This is a genomic window from Devosia sp. (genome assembly GCF_965229025.1).
In the GTDB taxonomy this organism is placed as follows: Bacteria; Pseudomonadota; Alphaproteobacteria; order Rhizobiales; family Devosiaceae; genus Devosia_A.
The window spans coordinates 3,190,082-3,203,584 of the sequence record NZ_OZ245853.1 but is presented as its reverse complement, the minus strand read 5'-3'; the positions used below and the strand labels follow the sequence as shown (position 1 = coordinate 3,203,584).

Here is a 13,503-nt window from a genome sequence, read left to right as displayed (position 1 = left end):
CACCCGCTGAGCGCCCGAGAGACAAAAAAAGGGCCCCCGGAGCTTCCGGGGACCCTTCGTCGAGCGCGTGAATGCAGCAGCGGTCAGAAGCGCTGCGGTGCGGCCGGCTTGTTGCCCATGATCTCTTCGATCTTGGCGAGTACCTCAGGGGTCATCTTCGACTTGTGGTCGAGCGCCTTGAGGTTGTCCTTGAGCTGGCTGAGCTTGGAGGCGCCGAGGATAACCGTCGAGACGTTCGGGTTGGCATTGCACCAGAGCAGCGCGAGGTAGTGGATCGGCATGCCGACCTCGTCAGCGAGCTTCGCGAGCTTTTTGACCTTGGCAAGTTCGTCCTTGCCCTTTTCGCTATCGAGGCGGGCCTTGAGCCATTCGTAGCCGGGGAGGTTCATGCGGCTGTCGGCAGGGACGCCGTCATTATACTTGCCGGTGAGAATGCCCGAGGCGAGGGGCGACCAGATCGTGGTGCCAAGGCCGAACAGAGAATAGAGAGGCGAGAACTCAGCTTCGACCTTTTCGCGGCGGAACAGGTTGTATTCGGGCTGCTCCATGGTCGGGGGCGTCAGGTGCTCCTGGCGGGCGATGGCATAAGCCTCAGTCAGCTGCTGCGCGCTCCATTCCGACGTGCCCCAGTAGAGGACCTTCCCCTGCGTGACGAGATTGTGCATGGCGCGCACTGTCTCTTCGATCGGGGTGTCGACGTCCGGGCGGTGGCAGAAATAGAGATCGAGATAGTCGACCTGGAGGCGCTTCAGCGCCGCGTGGGCGGCGTCGGTGATGTGCTTGGCGGAAAGGCCCTTCTGAGTCGGCTTGGAACCGCCCCAGAACACTTTCGAGGACACCGCATAGCTGTCGCGGCTCCACTTCAGCGCCTTCAGCGCTTCGCCCATGACGATTTCGGCATTGCCGGCTTCATAGCCCTCGGCGTTGTCGAAGAAGTTGATGCCGTTGTCATAGGCATAGCCCATGATCGAAGCGGCATCGTCTTCGCCGACTTGTTTGCCGAACGTGACCCAGGCGCCAAAAGAAAATTCGCTGACCTTCAGGCCAGCCTTGCCGAGGCGGCGATATTCCATTTTTCAATGTCCATGATTGGGGTAGTCGGAAGAAGCCCAACGTATCGGCAGATGCCGATGAAAACAACCCGAACGGTACTCTTTGGCCGAGCCCCCGGAGCGAATCCTTAGTGGGCGCCTTGCCGGACCCGGCGCTACTGGGCCAATCTGCCGCCCAAATAGGGAGACAGGCCATGCGGTTCATTATCTATGGCGTCGGCGCTATCGGCGGTACGTTTGCGGCCGCCTTGGTAAAGGCCGGGCGTGAGGTTCTGGGAGTAGCACGCGGTTCCATGCTGGAGGCGATCGAACGGGATGGCCTGAGGTTCCGGACGCCGGCCGGCGACTCGCAGGTCAGTTTCCCCTGCCACGGCTCACCGTCCGCTATCGCGTTCAGACCGGACGACGTCATCGTGCTTGCGATGAAATCGCAGGATAGCGGCGCGGCGCTTTTGGCTTTGCGCGAGGCCGGCGTGACCACGCAAGCAATCGTCTGCGCCCAGAACGGGGTCGCCAACGAGCGGCTGGCGCTGCGGTTCTTCCCCAATGTCTATGCCATGACGGTGATGGTTCCTGGCGAATACACCAGGCCGGGGGAGGTCATCTGCTACGGCGAGCCGCGCCATGGCCTCCTCGACATTGGCCGCTATCCCAAAGGAACCGACGGAACCGTCGATGCCATTGCCGAAGCCTTCGACGCCGCCAATTTTGCCGTCACCACGATGGACGATGTGATGCGTTCCAAATACGGCAAATTACTTGAAAACATCGGCAACGTGCTCGAAGCGGCGCTGGGGCCGGCCATGCGCAGCGGCGAGGTGGCTGCGCTGGTCCGGGCCGAAGCAGAGGCCGCATACCGGGCGGCGGGCATCACCGACTGGCTCGTCATCAGCCGTGGCGAGGGACGGCAGGCCGACCTGTCGCGTGCCGGCGAGGTCGCAGGTGCCGTGCGGGATGGCGGATCGTCGACGCAGAGCCTCCGCCGCGGGGCCGGTAGTATCGAGACCGACTATCTCAATGGGGAGATCGTCCTGCTTGGGCGGCTGCATGGCGTAGCAACGCCGCTTAACGACGGGCTTGTCGCGCTCGGCCAGGAGTTGATCGCCAATGGAGCCAAACCGGGGAGCTACACTCTTATAAGCCTGAAGCAGCGCCTTGGCCTTGCCGCATAGCCTGTCTGAGGCTCCCCTTGCACCAGACTCCGTCTCCGGCTATATAGCTGCCAACATCTCTGGCTCTAAAGCGAGAGTGGGTGCCTGAACCGGCCCCCGCTCTTTTTGTTATCCAAGGGGCGTTGCACGCCACCCGGCGCAGCTTCCGCCCAGCAAGATTGCGCAATTGACCTTCGACCTGACAGAAAAACGCTACATCAAGGAAACCGGCCTCGAAGCGCGGATCGCGCGGATCGTCGAGCCGGTGGCCAATGACCTCGGCTATGCGCTGGTGCGCATCAAGATCACGCCGGAAAACGGCATGACGCTGCAGATCATGGCCGAGGACGGCAATGGCCGCTTCGCCATCACCGATTGCGAGCGGCTGAGCAAGGATCTGTCGCCGGTGCTCGATGTCGAGGACCCGATCGACCGCGAGTATCATCTCGAGGTCTCCTCGCCCGGTATTGATCGGCCGCTGGTCAGGGCGCGCGACTTCCGCACCCATCTGGGCCATGAGGCCAAGATCGAGCTTTCTGATCTGCTCGACGGCCGGAAGCGCTTCCGCGGCATCATCGCGGCCGTCGACGATGAATTCGTCACCGTGACGCTGCCCGACGTGCCCAAGGGGACCGACCCCAACCACCGCCTGCCGCTGGCGTTGCTGGCTGAGGCCAAGCTGGTGATGACCGATGCGCTGATGAATATGGCGCAGCTCGACCAGGCCGAGTTCCCGATCGACGACGACGAAGAAATCGAGACCGTCGAACTTACCGACACAGAAGACTCTACCGACTCTACCTCCGAGGAGATCCACTAAATGGCCGTTAGCGCGAACCGACTGGAACTGCTGCAGATCGCCGATGCTGTCGCCCGCGAAAAGTCGATCGATCGCATGATCGTCATCGAGTCGATGCAGGACGCGATGGAAAAGGCCGCCAAGTCCAAGTACGGCGCCGAGACCAATATCCGGGTCGAGATCAACCCCAAGACCGGCGAGACGCGCATGTGGCGCCTGCTCGAGGTGGTGGAGACGGTTGAGGAATACGGCCGCCAGATCGGGCTGAAGGATGCCAAGGCGCGCAACGATGCGGCCAAGCTCGGCGACTATGTGACCGAGCCGCTGCCGCCAATCGAATTCGGCCGCATCGCCGCCCAGTCGGCCAAGCAGGTGATCGTCCAGAAGGTGCGCGATGCCGAGCGCGACCGGATGCACGAAGAGTACATCAACCGCGTCGGCGAGATCGTCAACGGCACCGTCAAGCGCGTCGAATATGGCAACGTGATTGTCGACCTCGGGCGTGGCGAAGCCATCATCCGCCGCGACGAACTGATCCCCCGCGAGCTCTATCGCTACGGCGACCGCGTGCGTGCCTATATCTATGATGTGCGCCGCGAGCAGCGCGGCCCGCAGATTTTCCTCTCCCGCACCCATCCGCAGTTCATGGCCAAGCTGTTCATGCAGGAAGTGCCGGAAATCTACGATGGCATCATCACCATCCGCTCGATTGCCCGTGACCCGGGCAGCCGCGCCAAGATCGCCGTGACCTCGTCGGATTCTTCGATCGACCCGGTCGGCGCCTGCGTCGGTATGCGCGGCAGCCGTGTGCAGGCCGTCGTGGCAGAACTGCAGGGCGAAAAGATCGACATCATCCCGTGGACCGAATCGATCGCCGACCTGGTCGTTTCGGCGCTGCAGCCGGCTGATGTGGCCAAGGTCGTGCTTGACGAGCAGGCCGAGCGCATTGAAGTCGTGGTGCCCGACGAGCAGCTGTCGCTCGCCATCGGCCGCCGTGGCCAGAACGTGCGGCTTGCGTCGCAGCTGATCGGCTGGGATATCGACATCCTGACCGAAGCCGAGGAATCGGAACGCCGCCAGAAGGAATTCACCGAACGCTCCGCGCTATTCATGAATGCGCTGGACGTCGACGAGATGGTGGCCCAGCTGCTGGCCTCGGAAGGTTTCTCCTCGGTTGAGGAACTGGCCTATATCGATGCCGGTGAAATCTCCTCGATCCAGGGCTTTGACGAAGAGACCGCTGGCGAAATCCAGAGCCGCGCCGCTGAATATCTTGCCGCCATCGAGAAGGCCAATGATGACGAGCGCATCGCGCTTGGCGTCGAAGACGAGCTTTACGAGATCCCGGGCCTCAATGCCGCCATGCTGGTGGCGTTGGGCAAGGACGGGGTCAAGAACGTCGAGGACTTTGCCGGCTGCGCGTCGGACGACCTGACGGGCTGGACCGAACGCAAGGACGGCGAGACCAAGCGCTACGAGGGGACCTTCAAGGACTTCCCCATTTCGCGCGAAGAAGCCGAAGAAATGATTCTCCAGGCGCGACTGAGGGCCGGCTGGATCACCGAAGCCGATCTCGCCGGTGCCGATGGCGCGTCGGCCGAAGGGGAGCCCGCGTAACTGGACGATCCCGAGGACGCTCTGCTCGACACACCGTTGCTGGACGAAAAGACATTGGCCAGCAGCGATGAGACCAAACGGCAATGTGCATTGACCCGCGAGGTCAAGCCGATTGCCGACCTGATCCGCTTCGTCGTCTCACCCGACGGCGAAGTGGTGCCCGATACCGATGCCAAGGCCGAAGGCCGTGGTGTCTGGATTACACTGGGGCAAAAGGCGGTGGCCGAGGCGGTGCGCCGCAAGGCGTTTGCCAAGAGCCTCAAGGCTGACGTGAAGGTTGCCGGCGATCTCGCTGAGTTGACCCGCCGCCGGCTTGAAGAGCGGTTTCTGAATGCCCTGAGCATTGCCCGCAAGTCCGGGCAGCTTATATCAGGGGCAACCAAGGTGAAGTCGTCGATCGAGGCGGGACAGATTTCCGCGCTGCTGACGGCGACAGATGCGGCCGAAGATGGCCGAAACAAGCTGTTGGGCTCCATCAAGGGGTTCACGATGGCGGCGGCGGAAGCGGGGATGAACCCTTCGGAAACCGCCCATTTCGAATTGCTGAATTCAGACCAAATGGGTTTGGCACTCGGCATGGAAAATGTGATACATGCTGCGCTCACCAAAGGGGGCGCGGCCCAGGCGGCGGCAAAACGTGCAGATCGACTGGCACGTTACATCGCCAACTGAGCGGGACCAGCAGGAATTTTACCATTCCTGCTCTCGACCGCGCGACCAAGAGACGGATCGATTCTTTTGTGAAGCGATCCGGCTCCGAATGGGCTATTGAGCAGCGCGGTATCGCGCGGCCTCCCCGGTTGCCCGACCAGGACTGATACTTGAAGCCCCCGGGGCTTCGCATGCGAGTTTCGCAAGGAAGACGCGAGTTACATGGCTGATAACGACGACAAGCGCGACGAGACTGGTGCTGGCGGCAAGAAGACGCTGTCCCTCAAGGGTACCCCCGGTATGGGAGTGCGCCCCAATGTGGCACGTTCGTCGCGGAACACCGTGGTCGTGGAGAAGCGCACACGCTTCGTGCCGCCCACCATTCCGCACCGCCCACCCGTACTGCCGACCGTAACTCCGGTTGCCGCACCCGCGCCGCAGCAGGCGCGTCCGCAGACTGTGGCACCGACACCAGCCCCGACGCCGGCGCCCGCGCCAGCTACTGAGCCTGCGCCAGCGGCTGCCCCATCGGCAGCGCCTGCCGCGCCGGCCGCTGCAGTAGTCACCCCGACTGTCGCAGCGACGCCTGCCGCCACACCCGCGCCCGCCCCCGTGCGCCCGCCGCAGTCGAGCGCACCGCCGGTGCGGACGGCCCCGTCGTCAGTGCCATCCTCGCGCCCGTCCTCGGGTGCGCCGCAGGGCCGTCCCGGCTATTCGCAGCAGGGCCGCCCCGGCCAGAACAATTCACGCCCGCCGTTCCGTTCGTCCTCGGGTCCGCGTCCTGCCGGTGGCCTCAGCGCCACTGAGGCCGATGCCCGCGCCCGCGCCCTTCGCGAAGCTGCCGGCCGTCAGGTCGAAGAGCAGGCTCGTGCCGCCTCCGAAGAAGCACGCCGCAACGAAGAAGATGCGCGTCGTCGTGCCCTGCGCGAAGATGCGCAGAAGGCCGAGGAAGCCAAGCAGCGCGCCGCCGATGGCGAACGTGCGCTTGAAGCTGTTGCCGAACTGGCTGTGTCGCGTGAACCGCGCGTCTCGCCGGCTCGCCGCGCCGCCGCAACACCGGGCAACCGCACCGTCACCCCGATCGCCGACCTGCCGCCGGCCCCGCCGTCGGAAGCCGATGGCCGCAAGACCCGCACCATTCCGGCTGCGCGTCCGTCCGGCCTCGTCAATGCGACCGAACTGGAAAATGCCCGCCGTGGTGGCGTCGCCCGTGCGACACCGGAACGGCCGACGCGCCGCGCTGGTGAAGAAGCCTTCGCCCGTGCCCGCCTCACCGTCACCAATGCCGGCGCCGAGAGCGATCGCGACAAGGGCCCGTCCCTCGCCGCCATGCGCCGCCGCCGCGACAAGAAGATGGGCCGCAACCAGCAGCAGGCGGTCAAGATCAGCCGTGAAGTGGTGATCCCCGAGGCCATCACGGTCCAGGAACTCGCCAACCGCATGGCCGAGCGCGCTGTCGACATCATCAAGATCCTGATGGCGCAGGGCCAGATGGTGAAGATCACCGACACCATCGACTCCGATACTGCCGAACTGATCGCGACCGAACTGGGCCACACGGTGCGCCGCGTTTCGGATGCCGACGTCGAAGAGGGGCTCTATGATATCCCCGCCGACGACAAGGCCGAGGACCTGACCAACCGCGCGCCGGTGGTGACCATCATGGGTCATGTCGACCACGGCAAGACCTCGCTGCTCGACGCGATCCGCGAGACCAACGTGGTGTCGGGTGAAGCCGGTGGCATCACCCAGCATATCGGTGCCTATCAGGTCGAAAAGAACGGCCAGAAGATCACCTTCCTCGACACACCGGGCCACGAGGCGTTCACCGCCATGCGTGCTCGTGGTGCCCAGGCGACCGATATCGCGGTGCTGGTGGTGGCGGCCGATGACGGTGTGATGCCGCAGACGATCGAATCCATCAAGCACGCGAAGGCCGCCGGTGTGCCGATCATCGTGGCCATCAACAAGATGGACAAGCACGATGCCGACCCCATGCGGGTGCGCACCGAGCTGTTGCAGCACGAAGTGTTCGTTGAATCGATGGGCGGCGACACGCTCGACGTGGAAGTGTCGGCGATCAAGAAAACCGGCCTCGACAAGCTGCTCGAAACCATCCTGCTGCAGGCCGAAGTGCTGGAACTCAAGGTGGCCCGTGACGGGCGCGCCGAGGGCCTCGTCATCGAAGCCAAGCTCGATCGCGGCCGCGGTGCGGTGGCGACGGTGCTGGTGCAGCGCGGCACGCTCGCGATCGGCGACATCGTGGTTGCTGGCACCGAGTTTGCGCGTGTTCGTGCGCTGATCAACGACAAGGGCGACCATGTGAAGGACGCCGGCCCCTCCATTCCGGTGGAAGTGCTGGGCTTTACGGGCGTCCCCAGTGCAGGCGACCGCTTCTCGGTGGTCGAGAGCGAAGCAAGAGCCCGCGAAGTCACCGAATATCGCCAGCGCCTGTTGCGCGAAAAGACCGCCGGCGGTGGTGCAACGAGCCTCGAGCAGATGATGAATCAGCTCAAGTCCTCCGGCATTGCCAAGTTTCCGATGGTCATCAAGGGCGACGTGCAGGGCTCGGTCGAAGCGATCAACGCCTCGATCAACAAGATCTCGACCGACGAAGTTTCCGCGCAGATCCTCTATTCGGGTGTGGGCGGGATCACCGAGTCGGACGTGCAGCTGGCCTCGGCTTCCTCCGCGATCCTCATCGGCTTCAACGTCCGCGCCAACAAGCAGGCGACGGAACTGGCGGCCCGCGAAGGCATCGAAATCCGCTACTACAACATCATCTACGACCTCGTGGATGACGTGAAGGCGGCGATGTCGGGTCTCCTCAAGCCGGAGCGTCGCGAGACCTTCATCGGCTACGCCTCGATCAAGGAAGTGTTCCAGATCACCAAGGTGGGCAAGGTCGCCGGCTGCCAGGTCACCGAAGGCATCGTGGAACGCGGCGCCGGTGTGCGCCTGCTCCGCGACAACGTCGTGATCCACGAAGGCAAGCTCAAGACGCTCAAGCGCTTCAAGGACGAAGTCAAGGAAGTTCCGATGGGCCAGGAATGCGGCATGGCCTTCGAGAACTACGAAGACATCCGCGCCGGCGACGTCATCGAATGCTTCCGCGTCGAGAGCGTCATCCGGTCGCTTTAAGCGCCTTTGCACAACCAGTCATGATCGGGCATCAAGGTAACTTGGTGCCCGATTTTTTGTTGCTCACGCACCTGCCCGGATCCTGTCCCGTGCCGCTGTGGCGAGGAAGGCGGAGCGGGTGACGCCCCGGCGGGCTGCAGCTTCATCGATATCGGCGACCAATCCGGTGTCGAGCGAGATATTGGCCCGCGCCAGCTTGCCGGTCTCGAGGATCAGGGAAATAAGAGCGACAACGATGTCACTTGCAGAAATGTCCCAGGCAGACGTCAGGAATGCACTCAGCTCGCCGCTGTTCGCGCCACCCACAACATCTTGGCCCGTGATGCGGCCGAATGTCCGGACCCGCTGTTCAGGACAACTTTGTCCCATGCATCATCCGCCTTCGTGAGCATTGGTCTCCCCACACCGATAGTGCGACACGGGGGCGACAGAATGTTTCTCCCGCTTCAGAAAGTGCTTTGAATTCGGCATTGGGCGGGGCATCAAGGTGCATTTTATAGTGTTTGGATTGAAGTATGGGCCAGTATACGCTGACGTTCACCCCAAACGTGCTGGCGCAACTCCGGGATCGGAGCTGGATTAGGAAGCTGTATCCAAAGCCTCGTCGCCGATGGATTGCTCGCGCGCGTTATCTGGTTTGGGTTGGGATGATGCTAGGGTCGTTCCTTCTTTCGGGGTACATAGCATCAGCAAGCAATGGCGCGATTCCCGCGGTAGTCGGCTTCGGTGTCATATGGGCGACTTCGCTCTTTGCTTATAGCAAGTTCGTATTTCCATGGGCGCAGAAGGAAATTGCGCGGGCGTGGTACGAACTTGAAGCGCCGAGAGAATTTACTCTGGTCGCTGATGATGAAGGTATCCGGATTGAAGGTACCGGCTATTCTCTGTTCCAGAGCTGGACCCACATCAAACGAGTTGTAGAATTGCCGCACGGTGTAGCGATTCTGGCCGGTTTGGCCGTCTATCACGTGCCCATCTCAAGCTTCGGCGGCGAGAATGAGGTTAGCCATTTCGTCGCGTTTACCAGCGCACGGCTCGATCGTGGATAGGGTCTGGTCGGAGTCTTGCACTCACAATGCGATCTAGCACTACTCTCGCTTAGTGATGATCTTTTTTGGTGATGAGATCATGAATCGTTTTGCCGCCCAATATGTCCCCTCCGACAAGGGGCTGATCAATGCCATGCCGGTTATCCGGAGGAGGCTGAAGTTGCAGGGCGCTCTTCGTCCGGCGCTTTTGGCGGCGGGCGTTGGGGTGGGGTTGCTGACCACACTGATCGAGACGTTCTTGCGCAACCGCCTGCACCTGAATGTACCGCCTCATACGGGGTCTGTCGTCGCCATCGTGCTTTTCGCCCTGGTGCTGCTTTTGGGCGTGGCCCCTTGGGCCAGATCCCGCATGGCACGCCGGTTTGACCAACTGCTCCCGCCCGTCCCGACGCGGCTGCAGGCCGATGAGACTGGCTTTCAGCTGACGGACGACCACTCCTTCAGCCGGTATGAGTGGAGCTATGTCCATGGCGCCGCGGCAACCCGGGAGGGTGTGGCGATCATGGTGGGGTATGGTGCGCTCTTCGTGCCATCCAGTGCCTTCAGCGATACCTCAGAGCGCGATGCTTTCATCGAGCTGGTCAATCGGCGGTCGGCAGGGCCTTTGGCTTAGGCCGACTGCATAAGCGCTACCGCAGCGCCTCAGTCTGCCAAAGCCTGACCCGCAGCCCGCCGTGGAGCACGGGCTCGCTGGGCGCGCGGAATGGCAGGTGGGTGGCTTCGGCGAGGGTGCGGTCGGTGGTGATGAGGCCGACGCGCCAGCCGGAAAGGCGGGCTTTCAACGCGGCGCCGAGGCGGGCGTGGACGGAGCGGAGGTCGCTCTTGTCGCCCAGCCGCGCGCCATAGGGCGGGTTGCAGATGACGAGGCCGGGCGGGCCGTCCGGGCGGATAAGGTCGCCTGCATCGCGCACGTCGAACTGCGTGACGTTGGCCACCCCGGCGCGCTCCGCGTTGGTGCGGCTCATGGCGATGGCGTCGGCATCGGTGTCGCTGCCGGAAAAGCGGAGATCGGTGGTTGCTGGCGGTAGAGGCGTCCGCATCGCCTGCCATTGGCCGGGTGCGAAACCTGCGAGATGCTCGAAGCCGAATCCCCGGTCGCGACCAGGGAAGAGGGCTGAAGCGATTTCGGCGGCCTCGATGACGAAAGTGCCCGAGCCGCACATCGGGTCGAGCACTGGTTCGGTGCCGCGATAGCCGCACTGATACAAGAACAGCGCGGCCATGGTCTCGCGCATCGGGGCGCGGTTGACCTCGAGCTTGTGGCCGCGGCGGTAGAGGGCCTCGCCGGAGGTGTCGATGCTGATGGTGACGAGATCGTCCTCGATCCGCGCCATCACCGTGACATCGGCCTTTTCGGCGATGGGCGCGCCGAGTTCTTCCTTGATCGCGGTGGCGACACGCTGGGTCACGGCACCGGCGTGATAGATCTTGGATTTGCGGCAGCTGGCTTCGATAGCGACAGGCTGGTCGGGCTTGAGGAACTCGCCCCACGCGACCTTGCGGGCGCGTTTATCGAGCTGCGCGAGGTGCATGGCGCGGAACTGGGCGATCCGCACCAGGACGCGGGTAGCACCGCGCAAGCTGAGATTGGCGCGCCAGATCTCGGGCCAGCCACCTTTGAGCTCGACGCCTCCCTCGACGAGGCGGGCATCGGCAAAGCCGGCGCGCTGCGCTTCATTACAAAGCGCAGATTCCAACCCGGGGGCGGCAACCAGAAAGATATCGAAGGTGTTGTTGGCGTTCACCTCGCCCTCATAGCTGGCGCCGGACACGGGAGCACCACAAATCTCGCCTTCCTGGATAGGCGAGTCTAGACGGATGGGACGGCCGCTCGAAAGAAAGGCCCCCTCACCCGGCGCTGCGCGCCGACCTCTCCCCCGAAGGGAGAGGTAAGCTACGGCACGATCACGCCACCTCGCCACCTCTCTCTGGGGGGAGAGGTCGGTCCGAAGAACAGGGTGAGGGGGCCTTCGTCTTGATATGCGATTGCCATCCCCCAAATAGGCAGGTGGGACTGGCGGGGGCTTTGGCGCCATACTAGGTGTGATACTGATTGCGGTTCGGCGGTTGCGCCAGGAGTATTGAGATGGCGCGTGGGCCGATGGGCGGCGGTGGCGGAATGGGACGGGGCGGCGGGGCCGATATCCCCGAGGTCCTGCCGTTTGCCAAGGGCGCGCGGCTGAAGACCTTTAAGCATCTGGGGCGGCTGTTTGCGCAGATGTGGCGCACCAGCCCCGGGCTGATGTCGCTAAGCATCGGGCTCCGCGTACTCGTTGCCGTGCAGCCGCCGCTGGTGCTGCTGCTGACCAAGCTGATCATCGACGAAGTGCTGCGGCAGACCGGGCAGGGTGCGCCCGGCCCGCAACTGTCCGATTGGCTGGCGAGCGGGCGGCTGACACCGCTGATCTGGCTGCTGGCGATCGAACTGGTGCTGGTGCTGGCCCGTGACGGCTTCAACCGCGCGGTCAATGTCGTCGATACCATCCTGGGGGAGAGCCATTCCAATGCCGTCAGCCTCGACCTGATGCAGCATGCGGCCAAGCTCGACCTGAAGCATTTCGAGCAATCCGAATATCAGGACCGGCTGGAGCGGGCGCGGCGGCAGGCGGCGAGCCGCTCGACCGTGATCTCGCAGGTCTTCGGGCAGGGCCAGTCGATCATTACGGCAATGGCGCTGGCGGCGGGCCTGTTTGTGTACGCGCCACTGCTGATCGCCTTGCTGGCGATTTCGGTGGCGCCGGCGGTGTGGGGCGAGTTCCGCTTCAACCGGCTGGCTTACTGGATTTCGCACAACCGCTCGCCTGAGCGCCGGCAGCTGCAGTATCTGCGCGAGATCGGCGCCAGCGCCGACAGCGCCAAGGAGGTGAAACTCTTCGGGCTGGGTGAGTTCCTCTCGACCCGCTTCAAGACGCTGAGCCGGCAGATCCTTGAGGAAAACACCGCGCTCTCGATCAAGCGCGCCTGGCAGACCGGTGCGCTCGCGGCGATCTCGACGCTCACCTATTACGCCGCCTACGCCTATATCGTGTGGCGGACGTTGCATGGGGAGTTCAGCATCGGCGAGCTGGTGTTTTTGGCGTCCTCGTTCAACCAGCTCAACGGCTATCTGCAGCAGATCCTGATCGGCTTTACCCAGATCGCCGGGCAGAGCCTTTATCTCGACGACCTGTTCAGTTTCTTTGAGATTGAGCCGACGATTCTCGAACCGGCTGACCCGGCGCCGTTCCCGGTGCCGCTCAAAGAGGGGATCGTCTTTGAAAATGTCGGCTTCAAATACCCAGGCTCCGAACGCTGGGCCGTGCGCAATTTGAGCTTTGTCGTGCCAGCGGGGGAAACCTTGGCGCTGGTGGGGGAGAACGGGGCGGGCAAGACCACTATCGTCAAGCTGATGACCAGGCTCTACGACCCCGACGAGGGCCGCATTGTTGTCGATGGCGTCGATCTCAAGCGCTTTGCCACCACCGACCTTCGCCGCCATATCGGGGTCATCTTCCAGGATTTCCTGCGCTACAGCTTTTCGGCGTCGGACAATATCGGGGTGGGGCGGATCGAGGCGGCGGAGGATCGAGATCGGGTGATCGCGGCGGCCGAACAGAGCCTCGCCGATCCGGTGATCCGCAAATTACCTGGCGGCTACGACCAGATGCTCGGGCGCACCTTCCTCAAGGGGCAGGACCTGTCGGGTGGCGAGTGGCAGAAGCTCGCCATCGCCCGCGCCTATATGCGCAACGCCGAGATCATTGTGCTCGACGAGCCGACCGCCGCGCTCGACGCACGCGCCGAGGCGGAGGTCTTCACCCGCTTCAAGGCGCTGGCTGAGGGCACGACCGCGGTGCTGATCTCGCACCGGTTCTCGACCGTGCGGATGGCGGACCGGATCGTGGTGCTCGCCAATGGCGGGGTGGTTGAAGCGGGGACGCACGAGGAGCTGATTGCGCTCGGTGGGCGCTATGCGGAGCTGTTTGAGTTGCAGGCGGCGGGGTATCGGTAGGGTGGTCGACGATGGTCTGGACAACATCGCTCCTCGCTGTCGCTCGGAACGC

At 63.4% G+C, this 13,503-nt stretch carries 11 protein-coding genes; 8 read left to right on the top strand and 3 right to left on the bottom strand.

Going from position 1 to position 13,503, the window contains the following annotated elements; all coding sequences use genetic code 11:
* Positions 1-83: 83 nt before the first annotated feature.
* The gene (locus ACO06J_RS15495) at positions 84-1,073 is read right to left on the bottom strand and encodes a potassium channel beta subunit family protein (RefSeq protein WP_421761617.1); all 990 of its coding nucleotides are present in this window, start codon (positions 1,071-1,073) and stop codon (positions 84-86) included.
* A gap of 173 nt (positions 1,074-1,246) precedes the next feature.
* Between ACO06J_RS15495 and ACO06J_RS15490 the strand changes: the two genes are divergently transcribed.
* From ACO06J_RS15490 to infB, 5 genes are all read left to right on the top strand, one after another.
* Complete coding sequence (locus ACO06J_RS15490) at positions 1,247-2,224, top strand: ketopantoate reductase family protein (protein WP_421761616.1); 978 nt, start codon at positions 1,247-1,249, stop codon at positions 2,222-2,224.
* Between the two features lie 166 nt (positions 2,225-2,390).
* The gene (rimP, locus tag ACO06J_RS15485; protein ID WP_421761615.1) at positions 2,391-3,023 is read left to right on the top strand and encodes a ribosome maturation factor RimP; all 633 of its coding nucleotides are present in this window, start codon (positions 2,391-2,393) and stop codon (positions 3,021-3,023) included.
* Entirely contained in the window at positions 3,024-4,619 is a 1,596-nt protein-coding gene (nusA, locus tag ACO06J_RS15480) for a transcription termination factor NusA (RefSeq protein ID WP_421761614.1), read from the top strand. It abuts the gene before it with no gap.
* Between the two features lie 36 nt (positions 4,620-4,655).
* Positions 4,656-5,291, top strand: a complete 636-nt coding sequence (locus tag ACO06J_RS15475) for an RNA-binding protein (RefSeq protein ID WP_421761613.1) — start codon at positions 4,656-4,658, stop codon at positions 5,289-5,291.
* Between the two features lie 201 nt (positions 5,292-5,492).
* Entirely contained in the window at positions 5,493-8,411 is a 2,919-nt protein-coding gene (gene infB / locus ACO06J_RS15470) for a translation initiation factor IF-2 (RefSeq protein ID WP_421761612.1), read from the top strand.
* A gap of 63 nt (positions 8,412-8,474) precedes the next feature.
* Here infB and ACO06J_RS15465 read toward each other — a convergent pair whose 3' ends face one another.
* Positions 8,475-8,717 carry a type II toxin-antitoxin system HicB family antitoxin gene (locus ACO06J_RS15465; protein WP_421761611.1) on the bottom strand — a complete coding sequence of 81 codons (243 nt, stop codon included), beginning with the start codon at positions 8,715-8,717 and terminating at the stop codon, positions 8,475-8,477.
* A gap of 209 nt (positions 8,718-8,926) precedes the next feature.
* On the opposite strand from ACO06J_RS15465, the gene ACO06J_RS15460 reads away from it, so the two are divergent.
* Positions 8,927-9,460 (top strand): hypothetical protein, encoded by a 534-nt coding sequence (locus ACO06J_RS15460; protein WP_421761610.1) that lies wholly within the window; start codon positions 8,927-8,929, stop codon positions 9,458-9,460.
* A gap of 55 nt (positions 9,461-9,515) precedes the next feature.
* A complete protein-coding gene (locus ACO06J_RS15455; RefSeq protein WP_421761609.1) occupies positions 9,516-10,073 on the top strand; it encodes a hypothetical protein in 558 nt (185 codons plus the stop codon).
* 16 nt (positions 10,074-10,089) lie between these two features.
* Here the strand turns inward: ACO06J_RS15455 and ACO06J_RS15450 are convergent, their stop codons facing one another.
* Positions 10,090-11,232, bottom strand: coding sequence for a THUMP domain-containing class I SAM-dependent RNA methyltransferase (locus ACO06J_RS15450; protein WP_421761608.1), 1,143 nt, complete (start codon positions 11,230-11,232; stop codon positions 10,090-10,092).
* Between the two features lie 314 nt (positions 11,233-11,546).
* On the opposite strand from ACO06J_RS15450, the gene ACO06J_RS15445 reads away from it, so the two are divergent.
* Positions 11,547-13,451 carry an ABC transporter ATP-binding protein gene (locus ACO06J_RS15445; RefSeq protein WP_421761607.1) on the top strand — a complete coding sequence of 635 codons (1,905 nt, stop codon included), beginning with the start codon at positions 11,547-11,549 and terminating at the stop codon, positions 13,449-13,451.
* Positions 13,452-13,503: the final 52 nt, after the last annotated feature.